Consider the following 22,166-nt stretch of genomic DNA (forward strand, 5'->3'; position numbering starts at 1 on the left):
CATGTCATCTCCGTCGCCCGATGAACCTGCCGACGAACAGATGCGCAAGACGGTCCGGCGCAAAATCGCCTGGCGTGTGATTCCGGTCCTGGCCTTCGCGTACCTGATGGCCAATCTGGAGCGCACCAACCTGGGCGTCGCGTCCTTGAGCATGAACGCGTCCCTTGGGCTCACCACGGCCACCTACGGCCTGGCTGCCGGTCTCTACTTCGTCGGCTACTTCGTGTTCGAGGTCCCCAGCAACCTTGCGATGGCGCGCTATGGCGCCCGCAAGTGGCTGGCCCGCATCGCGATCACCTGGGGGCTCGTAGCGACAGCGACCGCAGCGGTGCAGGGACCGGTGAGCCTGTACGTGATGCGGATCCTGCTCGGCGTCGCCGAGGCGGGACTGTTCCCCGGGGTCGTCTTCTACTTCACCCTCTGGTTCATCCCTCGTGACCGGGCGAAGATGATCGCACTGTTCGGCATCGGCGCAACCGTGTCAGGGCTGGCAGGGCCCCCACTGGCAGGCGCGATCCTCTCACTGTGGCCCCACGGCATCCTCGGCCTGGAAGACTGGCGGGCCCTGTTCGTGCTCGAAGGGCTTCCCTCGATCATCGTGGGCCTGCTCATCTGGAAGGTGCTGGTCGACAGCCCCGACAAGGCGCGCTGGCTCACCCGAGCCGAGAAGGCCTGGCTGGCCGAGCACATCGACTCCTCGACGGGAACCGCCGGGAGCCGCAACCCCCTGCACGCCCTGACCGACATGCGCGTCCTGCTCCTCTCGCTGGCCTACTTCACCAAGAACGCCGGCGGATACGTCCTTGTCTTCTTCATGCCGCAGATCATCCAGACCCTCACGGTTCAACGCGGGGCGCACTACTCGACGTTGACGATCGCACTGCTGTCGGCCATTCCCGCGGTGTTCGCCGCTTTCACCGCGATCACGTGGGCGGCACACTCCGATCGCCGCCAGGAACGCCGCTGGCACTCCGCGATCCCCCTGTGCCTTGCAGGGCTCGGCATCGTCTGGGCGGCCTCCGCCACCAACCCGATTGTCCTCCTCATCGCGCTCACCATCGCGAGCGCCGGCATCGGCTCCGTTTCCGGCGCGTTCTTTCAGATCCCCCCGGCCTTCCTGGCCGGCCCTGCCGTCGCGGTGGGCATTGCCACCATCAACGCGACCGGCAACCTCGGCGGCTTCGTGGGCCCCTACCTGTTCGGCATCCTCAAGGACACAACCGGTTCCTTCTTCCTCGGCAACCTGATCCTGGCCGCTCTCCTCTTCCTCGGCGCGGCGATCATCTTCCTTCCGATTCTCCGCCCGAAGCCCGAAGGCGCCGACCTCACCAAGTCCGCTCAGGCGGCTCCCTCCGCAGCGGAGGCCACCTGACATCAATTCGAGGCGAGCCGCTCGATTCATCGTCAGGATCTTCAGGGCCGACCTCTTGGCGCAGCGGAGCACAATGAACCAGAACAGGTCTTCAGACGACGCTCGCAGATGACGCTGCGGCCTGTCGGGGTACGAGCTCATCTGGCTCCGGCAAGATTTTCGTAGCCGGAGATCATCACGGGACGCACTGTCCGGGCTGGGCATCCTTGTCTTGTGCGTTGTCGAACTTCCCTCCCTGTTACCGCACTTGAGCGGTGTAACCGTGGTCTCTGTCGACACTGCAGGTCCTGCCGTGATGGTCCGGGCTCACACTCATGACGAAATGTCTGCCCGCTGTACGGGCTGCGGCGTCGCCAGTGACTGGGTGCACAGCCGCTACATACGCAGGCTGGCCGACACAGCGATGGGCAGCCGACCGCCCCGCATCGAACTGAGCGTGCGCCGCTCGTACTGCGAGTACACGGCCTGTCCCAAGGTCACGTTCGCCGAACAGACCGAAGGGCTGACCGTGCGGTAGCAACGACGTACCCCGTTGCTGCAGACGGGGATAGAGACCGATAGAGTACTTCGCCTGGGAAATGCCTCTGACTTCAGCGGGAACAGGACCTCGACAATCCTCATTCTTGCTGGTCAGAGGCACTTTCTGTTTTCCTGACCGCCTGTCGGACAACCCGCTTTATGCAAGCGCGGGGCTACCAATTGGTGCAGATCTCGCCGCGGGCGTCGAGGCCGGAGCGGGGACGTCCACGCAGGTGCGGAAGATCCAGCCCGTGCCGAGGGAGTGGGCGCGGGTAGTGTCGGTACTGGTCGTGACCGGGAAGGGGCCGCACCGGATCAAGGTGACGCCATCATCGCTGGTCCAGTCCAGCTATATCAGGTCGCCGAACTTGGCGTCGCTGATCCGGGCCCCCGCGGACTGATGGCCGCTGGCGCCCTTGCCCTCGACGAGTTCCACAGTGGGTTCGTCGTCCCGGGCAGGCGACTGCATCCGTGGTCGCACCACCTGCCCGGCGCCGGCGGGCCACGCCCAGCCGGGGCAGGCGGCGTCCTCGGTGGGCTTGATGGTGACCACCCAGGCCGCCACGGCGCCGCCCGACATGTACCGCGACAGCGAGGAATCGCTGACATACAGGAGCGGCTCGAGCCTCTTGAGATTCTTACCGGTACGAGCCTGCAACGAGCGCAGCCGCGCGGCCAGGCGCGCTCTCGGCCTGTCTTCGGCTGCGTTGCGACCATTCGCCGACTTCATCACGACCCCCAGTGCGCGCATCGGAACGACGCATTTCACTGTGCCCAGCGGGTGATCGACGAGGACGGGTAGAACGGACACGTCAGCGGGGTATCGCCCGACCTGCCATGGGCCGGGCATGACGAACACGAGCGGGCAAGCGACACTGACACGTGAACTCCCGGCAGGACCGGTTGGCGTAGGAACCGCAAGTCCTAACCAGGAGTTCACCCACATCCCAGGCACTACGCGCCGACGCTCATGAACGCTGCTCGTCCGCCAACCCGGCCAAGCCCCGGGCCTGATACGTTCCGCGCCACGCAAGCACCGTCGGCACCGAACACCAACCGCCCAAGCTATCCGAGAGTTCGGGATGCCCTCGGAAGCCAAGACGATGATCGTGCCCGCTGGACCTGCCGTGTACTGATCGATGCATCCGCGACGACGGGTGAGCAATTTGACGAGAACGGCGACCACCCGACGCTCGGCTCGACCCAGGTACGCGACGCCGCCTTCCAGGATCACCTCCTGGCCAAGACCGTGATCTCCTCGCCACCATTCCGGCTCCGCCGCCCGATCGCTGAACCGGGATGCGGCTCGGGCGGCTTCAGCTCACTCCGCCGGTCAGCGTCGTCGCGTTCTGGGTGTTCACCGCCTGCTCGCGGACGCCGGCGATGTGCCCTGCCAGGCCGCCGGTCTCACGATCCGTCCACCGCAGCACGAAGAAGGCCAGGATGGCGGCCAGCGCGAAGAACCCCGCCATGACCAAGAGGCCGCCATTCGTCGAACCGGTGCTGACGACGAGGGAGCCGAAGATGTACGGCCCCACCAGACCGCTAATGTTCCCCACGGCGCCGAAGCAGGCATACGACACGGCCGCCGTCGGGCCGGCGAAGACCTGGGCGGCCGCCGTGGAGAACGTTGAGAGCGTCCCGAAGAACCCGCCTGCCGAAATGCTGATGCCGACCAGCTCGACCACCGGAGTGCCCGACAGCACTCCGAAGACCAACCCGCATGCGGAGGCAGCCATGAGGATGGTGATGTGCCATTTGCGATCCCCCGTCAGCATCGTGGTCTTCGCGACGACCAGCATGACCACGATCGACCAGAGCCACGGGATGGCCGACAGGAAGCCCGACTCGACCACGCCAGACTTGAACGACGTCCCGATGACCGTCGGCAGGAAGTACGCGATCGTCCAGAAGCCTGCGCCCGCACAGAACGAAGTCAGCGTGAACATCCACAGCGCCGGACGCCGCAGTGCCGCCGGGATCTGCCGGAGCGAGTGAGAAGAGACTCCGCCGGGCTGGATCGTGTTCGCCGCGAGGTAGGACTTCTCCTCATCGTCGAGCCACGCGACGTCCTTGGGTGCGGACGGCAAACGGAAGAAGATGAATACCGCCATGATGATCGCGGGGATGCCCTCGATGATGAACACCCAGCGCCACCCCGCGACGCCGGCTGCGCCGTCGGTCGTCAGGAGGATGGACGAGGTGAGCACCGATCCGGCCACGAGAGCGATCGGCACCGCGAGGTTCAGGCGGGTCAGGGCCTGCGTCATCTGCCGGGGAGCGCACCAGAGCGCAAGGAAGAAGATGGTCCCAGGCGAGTAGCCTGCCTCCGCGAGCCCGAGCAGGGTGCGCAGCACGTAGAAGGTGGCCTCGTTGTGCATGAAGCCCATCACGACCGTGACGACGCCCCAGCTCAGCATGATCCGTGCCAGCCAGACCCGCGCGCCCGCCTTTGCCAGGAACATGTTCGAGGGGACCTCGAAGAGCAGGTAGCCGATGTAGAAGAAGCCGGCGCCCAAGGCGAAGCTCGCGGCTGTCAAATTCAGGTCATGCGACAGGGGCTTCGCGATCACACCCAGGTTCGAGCGGTCAATGTACGCGATGAAGAAGCCGATGCTGATGATCGGGATGATCTTCAGCGTAACCTTACGCTGGATGCGATTCTCGATTTCTGGGACGTTAGCATCTCTGATTGTCTGAGCCACTGCGGAACCTCTCCGTTGAGTCCGGCGCAGGGGTGCGCTTCCGAGCCAACTTAGAGCGCGAGTATGCACTGATCCAATATTTATATCGACATAATTGATAGCCTTCGGAGAACAATCCACTTCGGCACCACGGTTGAGGGACTGCACCGTGACGAAAACCTCGGAGCCACCGCGTTCGGGCGCACACTTCGGCCAGAGTCCGGCCACGCCTCGAGCGCGATGTTGTCCGAGACGGCCATGGCGACGCGCTTGCCCCACAGCCACGCCGTAGTCTCTTCCGCTTGGCGCAGGCCGGGCGAATGGATCCCGCCTGGCAGCCGAGTTCCGGCGACGCGGAGGTGGTGCAGCCATCCGGTGCGGATCATCACGATGCCCCCCCGCTCGATGGAGCTGCCCGGCCACTCCAACGCGGCACCCAGGTCGCTGGCCGGGTTCCGCACATTCCGGGTCTGATCGATCGGCGATCCGACGTCGATCAACAGTCCACGCGCGGCGATCCAGCACGTTGTCGGCACGGTCGATCCGCCGCTCGCGAAGCCGTCGACACCGCCAGGAATTTGATGGTCCAGGCAATACCGATCCCCGAGCGTTTGATATCCAGATCGCAATAGTCCGATGTGCGACTCTCGCCATCTATTCATACGGAGCCCCATATCGGTTATGTCGAAATCGGTATTGGACGACCGCCCCCACTGCTGATTCACTGTCCAAGATCGCACGGATGCTCCGAGCCTGCGACGAACGTGAGGAACGGACGATGAGTGAACGGCTGCCGGTGCGTTCAGCGGTGCAATGCAAGCTGCCGAATTGATCGGCGTGACACCGGTATGAGCACTCGAACTAGCGCGGCAGGGAATTACCGAGAACACGACCGGGCCTGGTCCGATCGCCACGGATCTATTCCTGAACGCGAATCCGCCGGCTCGGCTTCATCACCGGCCAGCTGCTCCGCGCCTGCGGAGCGCTGACCGTTGGGGTCAACCCGATCTGAGCCCAGACGACCGCGAACAACGACTCGACCACTCCGAACACGACGCCGATCACGATTCTGAACACCACGAAAAGGACGACAGCATGACTTGGGAAACCTCCGACCGGGAACTTCTGGACATCCTCCACATCCGCAACCTCCTGGCGGGCTCGGCCATGAGTTCGGATGTCTCCTCGGAGATCTTCCAGCGGGAACTCTATGCCAAGAATGCAGTGCTCGACCGCTTCCCGAATCACCCGAAGTACCACGGGCGCGACGACATCGCCGGCATCATGCGCGACCCGGATCACGTCGCCCAAGTCGAAGGCGGGATGATCCACTTCCCCGGCCAGGCATACGTCCGGGTGAACGGCGACACGGCCGTCGCCTGCGGCTACCTCACGATCTCGCACCCACACCGCGACGCCTCCCAGCCGGATCCGGAGTCGAGCCACTCACCCGTCGAGCCGGCGCCGGCGATGATCAGCTCGAATGTCTGGAGGTTCGAGCGCATCGACGGGCGCTGGCAGCTCGTAGACCGCATCCTGAGGGACGCACTCACGGCTGACGGACGGGCCCTGATCCGCTCGGTTCTCGAAGGAAGCTGAGGGTCGGTTCCGGGGGAAGCCAAGGGTTACGCCACGAGGACGGGGATGGGCACCTTTTCCTCGAGCGCGTTGACGCCCGGTTGCCCATTGGCGATGCGGGTGCCGTCAGTGAACCCGACGTCGACGTGGAGGTGGTTGCAGGGTTTCGCCGGTTGCGTGAACGACGGGCTTCGGCCGTCGCACGCACAGCCGGTTCGCCTCCCATCGTCGTTTCCCCCTGGCGACCGCCTCGTGATGGCCATTGACCAGCCGGCTCAAGTGGTCAGTGGCGCTGAAGGAGGAAAGGATCATGGACGTGCGCATCGCTTGGCGCTGGTCGTCGGCGTCCCCGAGATAGCGGGGAGTTCCCTGGCCCGGCGCCGCGCGGTCCAGGGGTGGACGGTAGCCGGGCTGTCCCGCCGGGAACCCACCCGGCTCGAAGGCGTGCGCCCACTGCTCGCCGACCTGACCGGCCCCGCCGCGGTCGCCCCTACGCACATCTTCCTCACCGCGTGGTCGGGGCAGGCGACCGAGGCCCAGAACACCACGCCATCCAGGCGATGGCCGAACAGGTGCGCCATTCCACCGGCACGGCGTAAGTCGTGGTCACCACCGACCGGTCGGGGCTGCGCTACTCGCATCCGAACCCGGGCCTGATCGGGCAGCGCCTCGAGGAACCCGTCGTGGCACTCGACGGCCAGGGGCATATCGGCATCACGCCGGAAGCCTGGGCCGCTCGGCCAACGGCCGCGCACCCTACAGCCCCGGTTACGACGCCCAGCACATAGCCCGCGCCGGCGACGTGCTGGTCGTCACCCTCAACTACCGCGTGGGGGTGGAGGGGTTCGCCCGCATCGAAGGCGCGCCCGCCAACCGAGGGCTGCTCGACCAGGTCGCCGCGCTGGAATGGGTGCGGGACAACATCACGGCGTTCGGCGGCGACCCGCACCGGGTGACCGTCTTCGGCGAATCGGCGGGCGCCGGTTCGGTGGCCGCGCTGCTGGCTATGCCGAGCGCACGGGGCCTGTTCGGGCGGGCCATCGCGCAGAGCGTGCCCGGCACCTACTTCTCCGGCGAACTGGCCCGCAACCTCGCGACCGCGATCGCCGCGGAAGCCGGCCTGCGCCCGACGGCCGCCGCCCTGGCCGCGCTGGACCCGCGCACGCTTACCGAGGCCGGTGCGGCGCTGAGCGCGAAGATGGCACAGCGCGTAAAGCAGTGGGGGCAGGTCGCACTCACGTCCACCCCGTTCTCCCCCGTGGTCGACGGCGAGATCCTGCCGACGACACCCTGGCAGGCGCCCGCGGCGGGCGCCGCGCGGGACGTCGAGCTGATCGTCGGTCACAACGCCCAGGAGTACCGCCTCTTCGTCGCCCTGGCCGGGCAGCTGAGAAAGGTGAGAGAGGAACAGGCGACGGCCGTCCTGCGCCAGTTCGGCCCGGGCGGCGGAGAGGAGGCGGAACGCGCCGCCTGTGGGAGGGCTACAACTTCCTGCCACTGCCGTTGATCGGCGGCTCACCTGTGGGCTGATCTGGGAGAGCCGCAGATCTGAGGCGCGACGATCCGCACCCGATGGGCCTTGCTCCCCTACTGGTTACTGAAAGCGGCGTCGAAGGACGCCCCGGGCAGTTTCCACAGCAGGGAGCGGATGTATTGCACGGCCTCGGCGGCGCCGTGCAAACGGTCCATGCCGGCGTCTTCCCATTCGATCGAGATGGGGCCGTCGTAGCCGATCGAGGCGAGGGCTCGGAAGGCGTCCTCCCAGGGGATGTCGCCGTGGCCGGTGGAGACGAAGTCCCATCCGCGGCGCGGGTCGCCCCACGACAGATGGGAGCCGAGGATGCCCTGGCGGCCGCTGGCCTTGCGGATGCGGGTGTCCTTGCAGTCCACGTGGTAGATGCAGTCGGCGAAGTCGGTGATGAACGAGACCACGTCGATGCCCTGCCATGCCATGTGTGAGGGGTCCCAGTTGAAGCCGAAGGCTTCGCGGCGGTCGATCGCCTCCAGGGTGCGCACGCTCGTCCAATAGTCGTAAGCGATCTCGCTAGGGTGCACCTCGTGGGCGAAGCGCACGCCTTCGGCGTCGAAGACGTCGAGGATGGGGTTCCAGCGGTTGGCGAAGTCCTCGTAGCCGCGGTCGATGGCCTCGCCGGGCACGGGCGGGAACATGGCGACGTAGGGCCAGATCGACGATCCGGTGAAGCCGACGACGACGTCGGCGCCGAGCTTGCGGGCCACGCGGGCGGACCGTTTCATGTCCTCGGCGGCGCGCTGACGTACGCCCTCGGCGTCGCCGTCGCCCCAGACGTAGTCGCGCAGGATCGCCTGGTGGCGGAAGTCGATGGGGTCGTCGCACACGGCCTGGCCGGCCAGGTGGTTGGAGATCGCCCACACCTTCAGGCCGTGGCGGTCGAGGATGTCGAGTCGGGACTTCACGTAGGTGTCGTCCTCGTCGGCGCGGGCGAGATCGAGGTGGTCGCCGCTGGCGGCGATCTCCAGGCCGTCGTAGCCCCACTCGGCGGCACGGCGCGCCAGTTCCTCGAAGGGCAGGTCGGCCCACTGGCCGGTGAAGAGGGTGACCGGGTGGCGGGACTGCTGCTCTGTCACGACTTCTCCGTTTCCTGGGGAACCGCTGCGAGGGCTGCGCCGATCTCGGTCCAGTCGCCGGTGGCGGCGCTGTGTAGCAGTGTGTCGATGATCTCGACGGATCGCAGGCCGTCGTCGATCGTTGGAAGTCCGGTGCGCGGTTCGCCCTTGACGGCAGCGTAGGTGTCGGCACAGAACGCCGCGAACGCGTCGGGCCAGCCTTGTGGGTGGCCGGGTGGCACGCGGTTGAGCCGACCCTGGTCGCCTGAGACTTCGCCTTCGCCGCGACGGAGGACTGTGGCACGCTGCTCGCTTCCGAACCAGATGGATTCAGGCTGCTCCTGGTCGAACACGGCCGACCCGAGCGAGCCGTCGAGCTCCAGCCACAGCCGGTTCTTGCGTCCGGCGGAGACCTGCGAGATGACGGTGTTCGCGAGCACGCCCCTTTCGGTACGGAACATCGCGACGGCGATGTCCTCCGTCTCGACAGGCACGCGCTCGCCGTGCGCGCCGCCGCTGAAGGAGGGGCCGGAGGCTAGAGGTCTGGTGGGATAGGCGATCGAGGTGCTGGCGGTCACGGCGGTGAACCGCTCCCCGGAAACGAACTCGGCCAGATCCGCCCAGTGCGATCCGATGTCTGCGAAAGCACGCGACGCACCGCCGGTTCGGGGGTCGACCCTCCAGGTCGACGCGTCAGGGGAAAGGAGCCAGTCCTGCAGGTAGGAACCGTGCACGAGCAACAGATCGCCCAAGTCGCCCGCCTCTCTACGGCTGCGGATCTCCCGCACCAGCGGGTGGTACCGGTACACATACGGCACGGTCGCGACGGTGCCGGCCGCATGGACGGCGGCCGCCAGCTCGCGCGCCTCGGTCAAGCTGGTGGCGATCGGCTTCTCGACGACCATGTGGAGTCCGGCCTCGACCACGGCGTGCGCGTAGGTGATGTGGGTGTCGTTAGGCGTGCAGATGTGGACGACGTCCGGCCGCGCTTCCAGCAGCGGGGGCAGACTCGGGTAACCGGTCGCCACGCCCCACCTCTCCGCGGCTTCCAGGGACCGTTCAGGGCGGGAGCCCAGGACGCCGACGACGGTGGCACCGGCGTCTCGGGCCGCGCGCAGATGCGCTGCCGCGATCATTCCGGTTCCGATGATCGCCACCCGGGGCGATCCGGAGTGCGCGCTCATTCGGCGCCTCCTGCCCGGGCCGTGAAGTAGGGGTGCTGTCGCAGGAATTCCAGCGACGCGGCGCTGCTCTGCGCGGGGGTGCCGATGTTAGGCACATCCACCTCGATGACGAACCAGCCGTCGAAGGCGTCGGGAAGCGCTCCGAGGACGGCGTCGAAGTCGATCGCCCCGCGTCCGGGCTCCATCCACAGCTTCGATTGGCCGGTCGCAGTCATGTAGTCCTCGCGGCGCTGCCGTGCACCGTCGGCCGCCTCGGCGTCGACGTCCTTGAGGTGGACGTTCAGCACGCGGTCGGCATAGTCCGCGACGAGCTTCTCGGGTACGGCGCCGGCCCAGCGCAGGTGGCCGGTGTCCGGGCCGAACCAGAGCGCGCTGCCCACGGTGGAATCCAGCACCGTGCGGATCTCTGTCTCGATCTCTACGGCGGTGCCGACGTGGGGGTGGAGCCCGTAGCGCACGCCTTCCGCTGCGGCCGCTTCGGCCGCAGCGGCGAGTCCTTCGGCCACCACCAGCGTCCGGTCTGCGTCGTGTCCCGTGCCGACGGCAGGTCGTGCCATGCGCTCGGGCAGCAGGTCGGCAGCGATGAAAGCACTGTCGACGCCGAGTTCGAGGTGTGCCTGTGCGTGCCGTTTGATCGCCTCGACGGCCTTACGGTGGCGCTCGCGCTCGTGGAACGGGGCCGAGAAGTATCCCGGCGCCGCCGCGAGCGAATGGTTGGTCAGGAGCGTGCCGTACTCAGCGGGGCTCATCTTGGGGGGCAGCTCGATCGTGAAGTGCGTGAAGCCGATGGCGGACAGTGCGGCCATGGCTTCGTCCAGGACAGCGCGATCGAGGCGGTATCCGCTGTCGCTCAGGATCCAGGGCAGCGGATTGATCGCCGTACGGCGTGTGAGGGTCATGGGAGTCATGGGGTCCCTTTCTGGATCACTGGCCACCGGGGTCGTTCTGCGGGTCGAAGGGGTAGTCGACGAACGCAAACGCCGATCCGTCCGGGGCCCAGCTGGGGACGTTGATCGTGCCCTGTCCGCCGTCGAGCGCTAGGAGCGTCGTGGGGTTCTGCCAGGCATCGACCGATACAAGGCGCAGCTCGACGGGCAGGCCGGCGGGGTGGCCGGTCGTGCCGGGCGGGTAGCTGAGGTAGACGGCGACGTCTCCAGTGGGGGCGATGTGCGGGAACCAGTTCACGCGCTCGTCGAAAGTGAGCTGTTCCAGCTCGGTCCCGTCGGGCCGGACGCGGGCGAGCTGGGCGTGGCCGGGCTGCTGGGAGAACTGCTCGGTGTTGAAGAAGATCCAGTCCCCGTCCGGCGTCCACTCGCACCCGTCCGCCGGGCCGGGATCGGTGGTGACGGCGACATCGTCACTCCCGTCGACGCCGACGGTGTGAATGGTGGCCGAAGCCCACCAGTTGTCGCCCTCGGGTTCCAGACGTACGTATCCGAGGCGGCGTCCGTCGGGGCTGATGCCGTGCAGGAAGTGCAGCGCGCCGTCGTCGGCGGTGATCCTGCGGGCGGTGCCTCCGGCGAGGGGGACTTCCCAGATGTGCCAGTCGTTCGCCGAGGCGTACACCGTGGTCCCGTCAGGAGACAGGACGTGATCGTTGTTGACGTCGGGCAGGCATCCGGCCGGAACCGCCTGGGGCGCTGCCAGTCCGTCGGTGGGGAGGGTCCACAGAAGCCCGTCTCCGTTGACGAGGAGGCGACCGTCGGGCGCCCAGTTGGGCGCCTCGTAGAGGCGGTTGCGCGACTCGTACACGGTGTGGACGGCCTCGGTCGCACGTTCCCAGACACGGATGCGGGCGCGCTGACCGCTCTGCAGCTGCCGCAGCGGAACCTGCTCGCTCATGCGTTGCCTCCGTCGGCCAGGTGGGCGCGGATGCCTTCAACGACGAGGTCGTGGTCCTCCTGCGAGGACAGCCCGGAGGCGGTCACCGCTGCGACCACGCCAACGTCCCGGACTCGGACGGGGAACGAGCCGCCCGTGACCGCGTAGTCGGCGCCCAGCCATCCGACGGCGGCAGGGTCGACCCCCATGGTGGACAGCCGGGCGTCCACCAGGGCGCTGCTGGCCTCCATGCGCAGCACGACCGCGGCCTTCCGGGCGATCCACGTATCCTGATCGGGCGTAATGCCCGGGAGGGCGGCGCGGAACAGGATCAGGCCGGGCCGCCGGATGTCGATGCCAACCGCATGGTCGGCCTTCTTCGCGATCTCGGTTATGCGCGACCCCAGTTGCCAGGCGTCAACGTGGTCAAACGAGTCGAAGACCAGCTCCTTCTCCTGGCTTTCCAGCGTGGTGATGAGATCCGTCATGGAGGCTCTCCTCTGGGGTGCGAACGTCAGGACGCGGCGATCTGGGCTCGTGCCTCGTCGATGGTGGCGAGGATCGCGATGTTCTCGTCCAGGGTGTGGACGGGTGACTCGGTGCGGCCCTCGCCAACGAAGCGCGCCAGTGCCGTTGCCTCCCACGAGAGCCCATCGAACAGCTTGAGGCCGGTCGTATCGCTCCAGGTGAGCACCGGTCCGAAAGGATCTACGGCCGAGGAGAGCGTGAAGGAGGTCGGCGTGTAGAAGCTGCCGTCGATGCTGAGCGTCGCCTCGCTTCCGGCGATCACGGCCGTCATCGGCGTGCGGGCCAGGATCGAGGTGTAGAGCGTCGACTGCGCGTCGCGTTCGTGGGTGAGTACCAGGGTCGAGTAGGCGTCCACGCCCGTCTTCGTCATGCCGCCGACGGCGGTCAGCCGGGTGGGGGCGCCGAGCACCATGGAGGCGAACTGCACCGGATAGATGCCCAGGTCCAGCAGTGCCCCGCCGCCGAGTTCGGGGCGGTAGAGGCGGTGCTGGGGATCCGCCGTGATCGCCTGTCCGTGGTCGGCGAGAACGGTACGGATCTCCCCGAGCAGGCCGTCGTCGAGAAGCTTACGGATGACCGAGGTCTGCGGCAGATAACGGCTCCACATCGCCTCCATGACCAGCACCCCGGCAGCGCGCGCCGCGTCGGCCAGGGTCTTCGCCTCGGCCGCGCTCACGGTGATCGGCTTCTCGATCAGCACATGTTTGCCGGCCGCGATCGCCGCCAGGGCGACGGACAGGTGCGCACTCTGTGGGGTCGCGATGTAGACGACGTCGACGTCGGGATGCGTGACGAGCTGTTCCGTGGAGCCCAGGGCGAGATCGATGCCGTGGGTGGCGGCGAACGCTGACGCGCGGTCGAGGGAGCGGGAGGCGACCGCCACGATCTGCTGAGCGGTGTGGGTGCGGACGGCCTTCGCGAATTCGCCGGCGATCCAGCCGGGGCCGACGATGCCCCAGCGAAGCGACGGTTCTCCGGTGCCAGGCAGGTGAAGATCGGGTTTCGGCAGGCTGGACGGCAGCATGTCACGCTCCATCGACGTCGCTATAGGCAAACGAGTTGGCACGAGCTAATGTCGGCCTGGCGTCAGGTTAGCACGAGCTAAATCTCCGATTTCGGTGTCCGCTCCACCTGACGTTTCGGCATACGACTCAAGGAGGCGTCGGTGGCGACGAGAACTCCCGCACCCCCAGTCACGACTCAGGTCCCCGCCCGGTCCGTCAGCAACTGGTACATCGCCGCTATCGGCGTGGCGCAGTTCGGGATCTTCGTGGCGATCCTTTCGCCTGTGTTCGTGAGCATGCAGTTGAAGGCTCAGGAGCTGAACCCCAGCCATCCGGCATCCGTCATCGCGGTGGCGCTGCCGGTCGGCTCGATCGGCGCGATCCTCGGCAATCCCCTGTTCGGGGCACTCAGCGACCGGACCCGGACACGGTGGGGGCGACGGCGGCCCTGGCTGCTGGGCGGAAGCGTGTTCCTGCTGGTCGGCCTCGCCCTGGTGGCCCTCTCGACGAACGTAGTGACGCTGACGCTGTCGTGGCTGCTGTGCCAGTTGGCGTCCAACGCGGCGTTCGCCGCGCTCATGGCGAGCTTCGCCGACAACGTGCCCGAGCTGCAGCGCGGACGGGCTTCGGGTGTCCTCGGACTCGCGCAGAACCTCGCGATCATGGCGGGCATCTACGCGGCCGCGCTCCTCGTCGCAAACCTGCCGCTGCTATTCATCGTGCCCGGTGTAGTCGGTGTCGCCTGCGTGATCGTCTACGTGCTCGTCACCCCCGACGACGTCCCTGAGACTCCCTTCGAGCCCTTCTCCGTGATGACCCTCGTCCGCACGTTCTGGACCAACCCCGTGAGGCACCGGGACTTCGGTCTGGTGTGGTCGTCGCGGTTCCTGCTCACCCTCGCGACGTTCCTGTTCACGACCTTCCGTCTCCTCTATATGCAGGACCACCTCGGGCTCACCGAGGAACGGGCGGTCTCAGCCGTCGCGACCGGTGTTCTCCTCTACACGATCGCCCTGTTGGCGAGCGCCGCCGTATCCGGCTGGCTGTCCGACAAGCTCGCCCGCCGCAAGATCTTCGTCGTCGGTTCGACACTTCTCTTCAGCATCGGGCTCATCGTGCTGGTCTACGCCGACAGCGTGGTCGACTTCTACGTCGCCGAGATCATCATGGGCCTGGCCTTCGGCGTGTACACCGCGGTCGACAACGCGCTGGTGGTCGATGTGCTGCCCGATCCGGAGAAGCCGGGCAAGGACCTCGGCGTCCTGAACATCGCCAACTCACTGCCGCAATCCTTCGCGCCCGCGCTCGGCGCTCTCCTCCTCAGCCTCGGCGGGGGAGACAACTACCCAGCACTGCTCTGGTGCGCGGGCATCGTCGCCATCATCGGCGCCGCCGTCATCATCCCCATCCGCGGCGTGCGCTGAGCCCTCGCGTCCTGCGGAACCGGGTCGGGAGCAGCGGGAACTCGTCACGCCCCGGTCCGCGCCGGCCCCGTCGACTCGCGCACCACGAGTGTCGTCGCCGTGGCAACGACACGGCGGGGACCGTCGTTCCCATCAAGCCGCTCGAGTACTGAGTCCAACGTCGCCTCAACCGTTGCCTCGACGTCCTGTCGCACCGACGTCAACCGGTGATACGACAACGACGAGACGTAGCTGTCGTCGAACCCGACGACGGAAATGTCGTCGGGTACCCGCACACCTGACCGTGCGAAGACCGCCATCACGCCCGCCGCGCACTGATCCCCGCAGCACACGACAGCCGTCGGACGTTGAGCGCGCGAGACGATCTCCCTCGCAGCAGCGGCACCCCCCTCTTCCGAGAAGTCGCTGGAAAGCACCTCGATCCGATCGGTCAACCCGAACGTGGTCATTGCGGCGCGATAGGCGTCGGCACGGTCCCGCCCCACACACCCGCCGAGACCGCCGACATAGGCGATGTCACGGTGCCCGAGACCGACCAGGTGCTCGATGGCGAGACGAAGCCCTTCGACCTCGTCGACGTGCACGTTGTCGACCTCGGACTGCTGCGCCCATTCGCCCAACCAGACAACAGGAACGAGATCGCTCGCCTCGGCGAACGCGGCCGAGTCCGGGTCGGGATTGAACGCGACCAACGCCTCAACACGCTCTTCCACCAGCTCGGCGACCACGACATCCATAGACCTCTCGGCCGTTCTGGGGGCGAGCGCCAAGCCGAAACCCTTCTCGGCTGCCCGGACGAAGAGCCTCTCCACGAAGCGCACCTGGAACGGATTGCGCAGCTCGAATACCATGCCGATCAGGCGCGTGCGATTCTGCCGCAGCAGGCGCGCGGACGCGTTCGGCCGATACCCGAGCTCGCTCGCGGCGGCGAGGATCCGTTCCCTCGACTCGGCACTCGGCCCCGGTACGCCTCTCAACACCAGCGAGACAAGCTGACGGGACACACCGAGATGGTCGGCGATGTCCCGCATCGTCGGCATCCGGCCGGAGCCCTTGCCCCGCCCGCGGCTCCGCGAACCCTCCACGCCGGTCGTCATACGCGATAGTTTCGCATGCGGAGGGCGGGGGCGGTTCTGATCCACTTCCCGGCCAGGACGGGCCATCCACGGCTAACGGATGAAGGCGACTGGCGGACCGGCTGCCGGCTCTGGCCGTGGACCCGCTCGCTGGGGCCTACTCAAACGGCACAAGCAGAAGTCTGCCCGGACCGGCGACCATGTCTTCGCCCGAGCTGACACCACGGACACCACCGGCCCGTCCGTGGCGAAACCGGCTCGGCTGCAGCTCGGGGAAGGGAGCGCGACCGCATCAATGCACGCTCAGGGCGATCTTGCCGGCGCCTCACCCAGCCTCCCCATGAGCGTGCGCCTTGGCAGCCTGGTCAAGGGGGAAGACCCTGTCGATGACCGGATGGAGCCTGCCGTCGGCGGCGAGCGCGACCATGCCGACCGGTCCGGCCCGACCGCGCTCCAGTCGTACGAGATGCCGCGGGCCCGGGCCTGTTCCACCACCGCGGGGTCTGGTTCCGGCTTGAGGGTGACCAGATGCCCGCCGTCGCGCCGCACCGGCCCGACCTGGAGGTAGTTCCTCACAGCCCAGGCCAAACACCTCGTCGCCGTCGACTTCCTGCACGTCGACACCATCAACCTCAAACGCATCTACGCCCTGGACATGCTCGAATACGGCAGCCGCCGCGCCTACCAGCTCGGCCTCACCGCCAACACCACCGGCTAAACAGCAGTCCCAGGTCCCTGCGGACGCGAGCCCGGTGGGCGATGACGAAGGCGTCCTTCGCGTCGGCCTTTCCCTCGCCCGGGTAGGTCGACGGTGCGGTTACCCGATGTTCGGCGCGAACGCCGCCAACTGATCGGAGGTCGTCAGCGGTTCACCCGTCCGGTGACTGGTGCGTGCCCGTCACCGGACCTGCCGGACAGTCCCGTCCTGCGACGTCGGCTGCCAGACCCGGCGCCGGCACCCGATAAGCCAGTCCACCGACAAACAGCCACCCCATTCGGCCCGCGGTCCAGGCGCCCTCCTGCCCGGCGACAAGACACCGACGTCCTCATCGCATCCGGCGGACCCCGGCTCGCTGCGAGACGACGTTCTGACCCCATACCCGGGGGAACTCGAGTGGCGCTCCGTGCTGATCCCTATGGGTGCGGTCAGCCCAGGGGCGGGTAGTCGGTGTAGCCGCGGTGGTCGCCGCCCATGGCGGTGTTCGGGTCCTCGGTGTTGTACGGGCCGCTGGCGGCGAGGCGGGCGGGCAGGTCCGGGTTGGCCAGGAACAGCCGGCCGTACGCGATGAGGTCGGCGGTACCGTTCTCGATCAGTTCCAGCGCTTCCGGACCGACGGGGTCCATGCCGGTGGTGTGGGGGTTGAGCAGGAAGGTGCCGGGCCAGTCCTTGCGCAGCCGCAGGACCAGGTCGCGCAGCCCGGGGAGTTCGAAGACGTGCAGGTAGGCCAGGCCGAGCGGGGCCAGCCGGCCGATCAGCGCGCCGTAGGTCTCCTCCAGATCGTCCTCCTCGAGGTCGCCCGAGGGGTTGCCCGGGGACAGCCGGATGGCCGTCTTCTGGCCGCCGATGGCCGCGGCCACAGCGGCGGTGACCTCTACTGCGAACCGGATCCTGTTCTCGACGGAGCCGCCCCAACTGTCGGTGCGCTGGTTGGCGTTGGGGGCGAGGAACTGGTGGACCAGGTAGCCGTTGGCGCCGTGGATCTCCACACCGTCGAACCCGGCGTCGATCGCGTTGCGCGCGGCGGACACGAAGTCGGCGATCGTCTCGGTGATCCCGTCCCCGGTCAGGGCGATCGGGACTTGCAGGTCCTTATGGCCCTCGCGGGTGGACGCGTGTCCTTGCGCAGCTATCGCGGAGGGTGCGACCGGGTGCAGGCCGTCGGGCAGGAGATCGGAGTGGCTGATCCGTCCGGTGTGCATGAGCTGCACGAAGATCGTGCCGCCATCACGATGGACGGCGTCGGTCACCTTGCGCCATGCCTGGACCTGCTCGGCCGAGTGCAGGCCCGGGGTGTCGGGGTAGCCCTGGCCCACGGCGGACGGCTGGGTGGCCTCGGCGATGATGAGCCCGGCGGAGGCACGCTGTGCGTAGTACGTCGCCATCAGCTCGGTCGGTGACGCGCCGGGACCGTATGCACGGCGACGCGTCAGCGGTGCCATCACTATGCGGTTGGCCAGGCGCTTGCTGCCCAGCTCGTAGGGGTCGAATGCCGTAGGCATGATGCTCTGTTCCTTCTTCGGGCGGCTGAATACGGGCGGCTGCAGGTCTGCGATCTGCGGGTGGATGGGGCGGGGAGAGTGAGGGCGGTGGGGCTCTCGGCGCGCGACCGGCACGGGTCGCGCCGTGGTTTCCCCGTAAGTGGTTCAGGTGCCGACCGGCTCCGGTGCGATCCGAGGCCGGGTCTGCGGGGCCGTGGAGAGAGCGGCCGGCCGGTGCCCCGGATCTCCGGCGGACCGGGGCACCGTTTGCTGCACGGCTCAGACGGTGGTGCTGACCTCGGCGAACTCCAGGCGCGGGGCGCGCGGGTAGTAGGCGTCGGCCGCAGGCTTGCCGAGGGTGACGACCATCAGCGGGGTGTGGTCGTCGTCCAAGAACTCCTTCTGGATGCCGGCGTGGTCGATGCCGTTCATCGGTCCTGCGGCCAGGCCCAGGGCGCGGACACCGAGGACGAAGTAGGCCGCCTGCATCGCGGCGTTGAGCACGGCCGACTGCTCGCGGACCGGGCGCTCGGAGAAGAAGGCGTCCTTGGCTGCGGGGAAGGCGGGGAAGAGGCGCGGCAGCTCCTCGTGGAACTCGGCGTCGGCGGACAGGATCACGGCCAGCGGGGCGGCGGCGGTCTTGGCCTGGTTGCCCTCGGCCATGTGCCGGACCAAGCGCTCCCGGGCCTCGGGGGAACGGACGACGGTGAGCCGCAGCGGGGACTGGTTGAACGCGGTCGGCGCGAGCTTGATCAGGTCGTAGACGGCCTGCAGCTGCTCGTCGGTGACGGGCTCGTCGGTGTAGGCGTTCGCGGTGTGGACCTCGCGGAAGAGGAGGTCCAGGGCGGTGGGGTCAAGAGCGAAAGGCATGACTGTCATTTTTCATGTCGGTTTATGGATATATACGGGAGTGAGGAGTGGAAACTCGTGACGGGGCACCCCAGCGGGTGCCGCCTCGCGGCGATTCCGCGCTTGCCGCGGGCCCGAACCTGCGCCACGATGCTCGCCCCGAGCCCCGGACACATCATTCGCACACCGATGATTGCAGCAACAACTATTGCGTTGCGTATAATTCCCGTGTGGCAGAAAAAGATTTCCTGGACGCCGATCGGGAGCTGGCCTGGCGCGCCATACTCAAGGGGCACGCCCTGCTAGTGGGCCGCCTTGACGCTGAGTTGCGAGCAGAAGCGGATCTGTCGCTGATCGAGTACGACGTCCTGGTCCAGTTGTCGGAGGCGTCACAACGGCGACTGCCGATGGCGGAGCTTGCCCGTGCCGTGGTCTACAGCCGCAGCGGACTGACCCGCCTGGCCGACTCGCTGGAGCGCCGAGGCCTGGTCGCCCGGGAGCGCAGCAGCACCGACCGCCGCTCCTGGTATGCCGTCCTCACGGACGACGGCCTCGCAGCCCTGGAAAGAGCCTGGCCCATACATGCCGCCGGAGTGCGCGATCACTTTGGCGCGCACGTCAGCCCCGAGCAGGCTCGAACCCTCGCCACCGTCTTCGGCACCGTCATCGCCGACCTGGCCCCCGACCACAAGGAACTGCACCATTTCCACCCCGGTCAACAGACCTCTTCCTGAGTTCCCAGGGAGCCGCGCCAGCACGATGTCGGGCAGCTGTCCGGCATCGATAGATCACCGCGTAGGCATGAGTTATGACATCCGCAACGATGGCGGAGTCGGCCAGCGAGGCGGCTTTGACCTTTTCCCTGCTGGCGTGACGACACGCTCGCCGCCGTAGACCAGCCCGCTCGCCAGGCGGGATCCAACCACGCCCGCTCCGATGGCAGCCCGGTCATGACGCACTCCCCGCCCCTCCCCCCAGATCGCGCGGAGCCACACCAACACAGCTTAGTACAGATTTCAATCATTGCTTCGACTATAGTTGTCATGCGAACTAATGGAGAATTCATCATGCCGCGGACGATGCGTGCGGTCGTGCTCACCGAGCCCGGCCCTGTCGAGAACTTGCAGATCCGGGAACTGCCGCTGCCCGAACCGCGACCGGGCTGGGTGCGGATCAAGGTGAAGGCATTCGGGCTCAACCGCTCCGAACACCACATGCGCGTGGGTATTGCCGAAGGCGTGCCCTACCCGATCGTTCCCGGCCTGGAGGCAGTCGGCGTCGTGGACGCCGCACCCGGCAGCGACCTGCGCCCCGGCCGGCAGGTCGCCGCGCTGATGGGTGGCATGGGCCGTGCCTTCAACGGCGGCTACGCCGAGTACACCGTCGTACCCCGCACTGCAGTGGTTCCCTTCGACTCCGCACTGCCCTGGGAGGTGCTCGGTGCCGTCCCCGAAACCCTCCAGACCGCCCACGGCTCCCTCACCACCGGCCTCGATCTGCAGCCCGGCCAGACCTTGCTGATCCGAGGCGGCACCTCTGCCCTCGGCTACGCCGCAGCGGCCGTCGCCCACGAGCGGGGCGCCACCGTGCTGGCCACCACCCGCCAGGCCGACCGGCTCGGCACCCTCGCCGAGCACGGTGTCGACCACCCGCTCCTCGACGACGGCAACGTCGCCGGGCAGGTCCACGGCATCGTGCCCGGCGGAGTCGACACCGCGCTCGAACTGGTCGGCACCCCGACGCTGCCCGACACCCTGGCCGCCACCCGCGTCCACGGCACGGTCTGCTTCGCCGGGATGCTGTCCAACGAGTGGATCGTCCGCGACTTCTACCCGATCGCCTACATCCCGCGCGGCGTGCGCCTGACCTCCTACGGCGGCGGCGCCGACGATCTGCCCGCCCCGGTGCTGCAGCACTACCTGGACCGGATGGCCGCCGGCGCCTTCAGCCTCGGCCCCGTCACCACGTATCCGATGGAACGGATCCGCGACGCCCACCATGACGTGGAGACCAACGCCCTCAGCGGCAAGGTCGTCGTCCTCACGCACTCCGCCTCCGAGGAGTTCTGATGCGTGCCGCCTGGTACGACCGCAAGGGCGCGGCCCGCGACGTGCTGACCGTCGGCGAGCTGCCTGACCCCGGCTCGACGGCGTCGCTCACGCCGCCCTTTGCGTCCCTCCAGCCGTTGCTGAAGATCTTGCCCTGCCAGGAACGTCATCAAGAAGTCCCATGTTCTTGCTCTTTCCGTGTCTGCTGTTGAAACGTGCCGCCACTCAGCTCTGTTGAGCACGTAGGACGGGGTCGGCTGCCCTACCCGCCATGCCGACCGTCGTCGCTTTCGAGCGGCATGTGCTGCCCGCGGCTCCGAGCTTTCGGCCACGTCCCCCCGAGGCACGGCGACCGACGCCACGGCGTCGGACGCCGATTGCAGCGAACTCACCTACGCACCCGATGGGTTGCGGCCTCGGAAGACCCGCAGGGCAATCGCTGCCGCACCGCAGGACCCCTCGAAGATCTGCATTCCGCTGGCGGGCAGCGCGGTCATCCACCAAGCCGACCGTGAGGTTCTCATAGAGCCTCGCCAACTGGCCCTGTACGACACAGGACGGCCCTACGACCTGAGGCTTTCCGGAGACTGGACCTGCGCCGTCGTCACGGTTCCGCGGAATGCGTTGCCCGTCTCGGACGCCACGCTGGACACCGCGATGCGTCATCCGTTCTCGTCGGCCCAAGGCCCGGGGATTCTGCTGGCCAATCTCACCGACTACGCGCTGTTGAATGCGCGGGAGGGGGCGCCGACGAGGCCCGGACCCACCTCGGTGAAGTAGGGATCGAACTGGTCGCCGGCATGCTCGCCACTGTTACGTCCCGCGATGGAGACCGCGGGTCCAGGACAGGGAAACCATCCTCGCTTACATACGTACTCACCTGCGTGACCCGGATCTGAGCCACACGCAGCGGTCGCGGATGCACACCACATGTCGTCGCGAAGCCTGAATCGACTGTTCGAGGGTGAGGACCGCTCCGTCACGGCAACGATCCGGTCGATGCGCCTCGACGCCGCGCGCCACGATCTCCGGGATCCGCGGTGGCAGCGCAGCTCGCTGATAGCCGTCGCATCTCGCTGGGGCTTCCGCGACCAAGCGCACTTCACCAGGGCCTTCAAGGCCGAGTTCGGTATCACACCGGCCGCGCTGCGCCGGGGGGCGTGACAGGTTGCGAGCCGGCGCCGGTGTGCCAGAAACGAGATAGAGGGAACGGCCTGGTTCGGACGCTTCTTACTCGTTCGAGGACACTGGCTGCGCCCCCCGACATAGGAACACGCCGACGGTGCGGGTCCGC

19 protein-coding genes and 3 pseudogenes are annotated in these 22,166 nt (G+C 67.6%); 9 read left to right on the plus strand and 13 right to left on the minus strand.

Going from position 1 to position 22,166, the window contains the following annotated elements:
• Window position 1: 1 nt before the first annotated feature.
• Both ACZ67T_RS35275 and ACZ67T_RS35280 read left to right on the plus strand, forming a co-directional pair.
• Window positions 2-1,372, plus strand: a complete 1,371-nt coding sequence (locus ACZ67T_RS35275; protein WP_469989631.1) for an MFS transporter — start codon at window positions 2-4, stop codon at window positions 1,370-1,372.
• Window positions 1,373-1,694: 322 nt separating this feature from the next.
• Complete coding sequence (locus tag ACZ67T_RS35280) at window positions 1,695-1,889, plus strand: transposase family protein (RefSeq protein WP_469989633.1); 195 nt, start codon at window positions 1,695-1,697, stop codon at window positions 1,887-1,889.
• Between the two features lie 351 nt (window positions 1,890-2,240).
• Here ACZ67T_RS35280 and ACZ67T_RS35285 read toward each other — a convergent pair whose 3' ends face one another.
• The 3 genes from ACZ67T_RS35285 to ACZ67T_RS35295 all read right to left on the minus strand — a co-directional run bounded on the left by ACZ67T_RS35285 (window position 2,241) and on the right by ACZ67T_RS35295 (window position 5,249).
• Entirely contained in the window at window positions 2,241-2,702 is a 462-nt protein-coding gene (locus ACZ67T_RS35285) for a hypothetical protein (RefSeq protein ID WP_469989635.1), read from the minus strand.
• Window positions 2,703-3,207: 505 nt separating this feature from the next.
• On the minus strand, window positions 3,208-4,596 hold the full coding sequence (locus ACZ67T_RS35290) for an MFS transporter (protein ID WP_469989637.1): 1,389 nt from the start codon (window positions 4,594-4,596) through the stop codon (window positions 3,208-3,210).
• 80 nt (window positions 4,597-4,676) lie between these two features.
• Window positions 4,677-5,249, minus strand: a complete 573-nt coding sequence (locus ACZ67T_RS35295) for a cyclase family protein (RefSeq protein ID WP_469989760.1) — start codon at window positions 5,247-5,249, stop codon at window positions 4,677-4,679.
• 421 nt (window positions 5,250-5,670) lie between these two features.
• Between ACZ67T_RS35295 and ACZ67T_RS35300 the strand changes: the two genes are divergently transcribed.
• Together ACZ67T_RS35300 and ACZ67T_RS35305 are read left to right on the plus strand one after the other, a co-directional pair.
• Window positions 5,671-6,174, plus strand: a complete 504-nt coding sequence (locus ACZ67T_RS35300; protein WP_469989639.1) for a nuclear transport factor 2 family protein — start codon at window positions 5,671-5,673, stop codon at window positions 6,172-6,174.
• 739 nt (window positions 6,175-6,913) lie between these two features.
• Window positions 6,914-7,624 (plus strand): annotated as a pseudogene (locus ACZ67T_RS35305) (carboxylesterase family protein); the annotation flags it as partial.
• Window positions 7,625-7,740: 116 nt separating this feature from the next.
• Here the strand turns inward: ACZ67T_RS35305 and ACZ67T_RS35310 are convergent.
• From ACZ67T_RS35310 to ACZ67T_RS35335, 6 genes are read right to left on the minus strand one after another with little or no spacing between them, the layout of a single operon-like run.
• A complete protein-coding gene (locus ACZ67T_RS35310) occupies window positions 7,741-8,760 on the minus strand; it encodes a sugar phosphate isomerase/epimerase family protein (protein ID WP_469989641.1) in 1,020 nt (339 codons plus the stop codon).
• Window positions 8,757-9,896 (minus strand): Gfo/Idh/MocA family protein, encoded by a 1,140-nt coding sequence (locus ACZ67T_RS35315; protein ID WP_469989643.1) that lies wholly within the window; start codon window positions 9,894-9,896, stop codon window positions 8,757-8,759. The genes ACZ67T_RS35310 and ACZ67T_RS35315 overlap by 4 nt, the downstream gene beginning before the upstream one ends.
• Before the next feature lie 23 nt (window positions 9,897-9,919).
• Window positions 9,920-10,822 (minus strand): sugar phosphate isomerase/epimerase family protein, encoded by a 903-nt coding sequence (locus ACZ67T_RS35320; RefSeq protein ID WP_469989645.1) that lies wholly within the window; start codon window positions 10,820-10,822, stop codon window positions 9,920-9,922.
• 25 nt (window positions 10,823-10,847) lie between these two features.
• Window positions 10,848-11,765: a hypothetical protein gene (locus tag ACZ67T_RS35325; RefSeq protein ID WP_469989647.1), complete on the minus strand. Its 918-nt coding sequence runs from the start codon at window positions 11,763-11,765 to the stop codon at window positions 10,848-10,850.
• A complete protein-coding gene (locus tag ACZ67T_RS35330) occupies window positions 11,762-12,232 on the minus strand; it encodes a heme-degrading domain-containing protein (RefSeq protein WP_469989649.1) in 471 nt (156 codons plus the stop codon). The genes ACZ67T_RS35325 and ACZ67T_RS35330 overlap by 4 nt, the downstream gene beginning before the upstream one ends.
• A 26-nt stretch (window positions 12,233-12,258) precedes the next feature.
• Window positions 12,259-13,296: a Gfo/Idh/MocA family protein gene (locus ACZ67T_RS35335; RefSeq protein WP_469989651.1), complete on the minus strand. Its 1,038-nt coding sequence runs from the start codon at window positions 13,294-13,296 to the stop codon at window positions 12,259-12,261.
• A gap of 141 nt (window positions 13,297-13,437) precedes the next feature.
• Here ACZ67T_RS35335 and ACZ67T_RS35340 point away from each other — a divergent pair, with 141 nt between their 5' ends.
• Window positions 13,438-14,700 carry an MFS transporter gene (locus tag ACZ67T_RS35340; RefSeq protein ID WP_469989653.1) on the plus strand — a complete coding sequence of 421 codons (1,263 nt, stop codon included), beginning with the start codon at window positions 13,438-13,440 and terminating at the stop codon, window positions 14,698-14,700.
• A 44-nt stretch (window positions 14,701-14,744) separates the two neighbouring features.
• On the opposite strand, the gene ACZ67T_RS35345 is transcribed toward ACZ67T_RS35340, so the two are convergent.
• From ACZ67T_RS35345 to ACZ67T_RS35360, 4 genes are all read right to left on the minus strand, one after another.
• On the minus strand, window positions 14,745-15,797 hold the full coding sequence (locus tag ACZ67T_RS35345; RefSeq protein WP_469989655.1) for a LacI family DNA-binding transcriptional regulator: 1,053 nt from the start codon (window positions 15,795-15,797) through the stop codon (window positions 14,745-14,747).
• Between the two features lie 304 nt (window positions 15,798-16,101).
• The gene (locus ACZ67T_RS35350) at window positions 16,102-16,203 is read right to left on the minus strand and encodes a zinc-binding dehydrogenase (protein ID WP_469989657.1); all 102 of its coding nucleotides are present in this window, start codon (window positions 16,201-16,203) and stop codon (window positions 16,102-16,104) included.
• A 719-nt stretch (window positions 16,204-16,922) separates the two neighbouring features.
• Window positions 16,923-17,996: an alkene reductase gene (locus tag ACZ67T_RS35355; RefSeq protein ID WP_469989659.1), complete on the minus strand. Its 1,074-nt coding sequence runs from the start codon at window positions 17,994-17,996 to the stop codon at window positions 16,923-16,925.
• A 258-nt stretch (window positions 17,997-18,254) separates the two neighbouring features.
• Complete coding sequence (locus ACZ67T_RS35360) at window positions 18,255-18,845, minus strand: malonic semialdehyde reductase (protein ID WP_469989661.1); 591 nt, start codon at window positions 18,843-18,845, stop codon at window positions 18,255-18,257.
• A gap of 209 nt (window positions 18,846-19,054) precedes the next feature.
• On the opposite strand from ACZ67T_RS35360, the gene ACZ67T_RS35365 reads away from it, so the two are divergent.
• The 4 genes and pseudogenes from ACZ67T_RS35365 to ACZ67T_RS35380 form a co-directional block, all read left to right on the plus strand.
• A complete protein-coding gene (locus ACZ67T_RS35365) occupies window positions 19,055-19,558 on the plus strand; it encodes a MarR family winged helix-turn-helix transcriptional regulator (RefSeq protein WP_469989662.1) in 504 nt (167 codons plus the stop codon).
• 333 nt (window positions 19,559-19,891) lie between these two features.
• Window positions 19,892-20,893 (plus strand): alcohol dehydrogenase catalytic domain-containing protein, encoded by a 1,002-nt coding sequence (locus tag ACZ67T_RS35370; RefSeq protein WP_469989664.1) that lies wholly within the window; start codon window positions 19,892-19,894, stop codon window positions 20,891-20,893.
• A gap of 354 nt (window positions 20,894-21,247) precedes the next feature.
• A pseudogene (locus ACZ67T_RS35375) lies at window positions 21,248-21,652 on the plus strand (AraC-like ligand-binding domain-containing protein); the annotation flags it as partial.
• A 147-nt stretch (window positions 21,653-21,799) separates the two neighbouring features.
• Window positions 21,800-22,036 (plus strand): annotated as a pseudogene (locus ACZ67T_RS35380) (helix-turn-helix domain-containing protein); the annotation flags it as partial.
• Window positions 22,037-22,166 lie beyond the last annotated feature (130 nt).

Source organism: Streptomyces sp. NPDC107517 (genome assembly GCF_055582645.1).

What these genes read in the sequence shown, in the direction of transcription:
- ACZ67T_RS35355 (WP_469989659.1), bottom strand. Translation starts at nt 17,996, where the DNA reads ATGCCTACGGCATTCGACCCCTACGAGCTGGGCAGCAAGCGCCTGGCC.
- ACZ67T_RS35370 (WP_469989664.1), top strand. Translation starts at nt 19,892, where the DNA reads ATGCCGCGGACGATGCGTGCGGTCGTGCTCACCGAGCCCGGCCCTGTC.
- ACZ67T_RS35345 (WP_469989655.1), bottom strand. Translation starts at nt 15,797, where the DNA reads ATGACGACCGGCGTGGAGGGTTCGCGGAGCCGCGGGCGGGGCAAGGGC.
- ACZ67T_RS35350 (WP_469989657.1), bottom strand. Translation starts at nt 16,203, where the DNA reads ATGGTCGCGCTCGCCGCCGACGGCAGGCTCCATCCGGTCATCGACAGG.
- ACZ67T_RS35325 (WP_469989647.1), bottom strand. Translation starts at nt 11,765, where the DNA reads ATGAGCGAGCAGGTTCCGCTGCGGCAGCTGCAGAGCGGTCAGCGCGCC.
- ACZ67T_RS35280 (WP_469989633.1), top strand. Translation starts at nt 1,695, where the DNA reads ATGTCTGCCCGCTGTACGGGCTGCGGCGTCGCCAGTGACTGGGTGCAC.
- ACZ67T_RS35300 (WP_469989639.1), top strand. Translation starts at nt 5,671, where the DNA reads ATGACTTGGGAAACCTCCGACCGGGAACTTCTGGACATCCTCCACATC.
- ACZ67T_RS35320 (WP_469989645.1), bottom strand. Translation starts at nt 10,822, where the DNA reads ATGACCCTCACACGCCGTACGGCGATCAATCCGCTGCCCTGGATCCTG.
- ACZ67T_RS35335 (WP_469989651.1), bottom strand. Translation starts at nt 13,296, where the DNA reads ATGCTGCCGTCCAGCCTGCCGAAACCCGATCTTCACCTGCCTGGCACC.
- ACZ67T_RS35330 (WP_469989649.1), bottom strand. Translation starts at nt 12,232, where the DNA reads ATGACGGATCTCATCACCACGCTGGAAAGCCAGGAGAAGGAGCTGGTC.
- ACZ67T_RS35295 (WP_469989760.1), bottom strand. Translation starts at nt 5,249, where the DNA reads ATGGGGCTCCGTATGAATAGATGGCGAGAGTCGCACATCGGACTATTG.
- ACZ67T_RS35275 (WP_469989631.1), top strand. Translation starts at nt 2, where the DNA reads ATGTCATCTCCGTCGCCCGATGAACCTGCCGACGAACAGATGCGCAAG.
- ACZ67T_RS35360 (WP_469989661.1), bottom strand. Translation starts at nt 18,845, where the DNA reads ATGCCTTTCGCTCTTGACCCCACCGCCCTGGACCTCCTCTTCCGCGAG.